We start from the raw sequence: 894 nt of genomic DNA, 5'->3' as shown, positions 1-894 counted from the left end.
CAACGCGCTCGGCATCGTCCTCACGCCGCACCACATCACTGACCTTATGGCCGAACTGATCGACGTGGACGCCGATGACTTCGTGATCGACCCCTGTGCCGGCACCGCAGGATTCCTTATTGCCGCGATGCGCCGCATGTTCGACGATGTCGATCGGAGATACGGCGATAGGGCCGGCGTTCTCGCTACCAAGCAACGGGAGATTCGCGAGCACCGGCTTCATGGCGTGGAACTCCAGGACAAGCTGTTCGCTATCGGGACGACCAACATGATATTGCGCGGCGACGGCAAGGCGAACTTCCGGCGACACTCCATCTTCGACCTCAGCACAGAGGAACTGCGCGGCGAACACGGGTTCACCAAAGCCCTCATAAACCCGCCATATTCGCAGGCTAAGACCAAGGAGACGCGGCACCTGTCAGAACTGTCGTTCATCGAACGAGCGCTCTCGCTCCTCAATCACAAGGGCCGGCTCGCGGCGATCGTCCCTCAGTCGTCGATGGTCGGCAAGACGAAGGAGGACAAGGCTCGCAAGGGGCGGATCCTCGCCGGGCACACTCTTGACGCTGTGATCACGATGAATCCCGACACCTTCTACGGAGTTGGGACCAACGTCGTGATCGCCATGTTCACAGCCGGCGTGCCGCACCCGGCGTCGAAAAAGACGGCCTTCGTCAATTTCAAGGACGACGGCTACAAGGTCCGCCAGCACCTCGGCCTGATGGGCGACGGCAACGAGAAGTCCCGCCGGGCGCATCTGCTCTCGGTCCTCAACGATGGCGTCGCGGACGACACCAGCTTCATCGTGCGGTCGGAGATTGCCGCCACCGACGAGTGGCAGCACGCCTTCTTCTACTTCACCGACCAGCCGCCCACCTACGAAGACTTCTTGGG

1 protein-coding gene is annotated in these 894 nt (G+C 61.5%); it reads left to right on the top strand.

All coding sequences use genetic code 11. The features are described 5' to 3' along the window. Positions 1 to 46: 46 nt before the first annotated feature. The coding region (locus H483_RS39895; RefSeq protein ID WP_238556283.1) for a class I SAM-dependent DNA methyltransferase at positions 47 to 894 on the top strand (848 nt) is incomplete at its 3' end.

It is taken from the genome of Dietzia sp. UCD-THP, assembly GCF_000349585.1.
GTDB lineage: Bacteria > Actinomycetota > Actinomycetes > Mycobacteriales > Mycobacteriaceae > Dietzia > Dietzia natronolimnaea_A.
The sequence above is the reverse complement of the archived record's forward strand: the minus strand, read 5'-3'. Positions and strand labels throughout refer to the sequence as shown.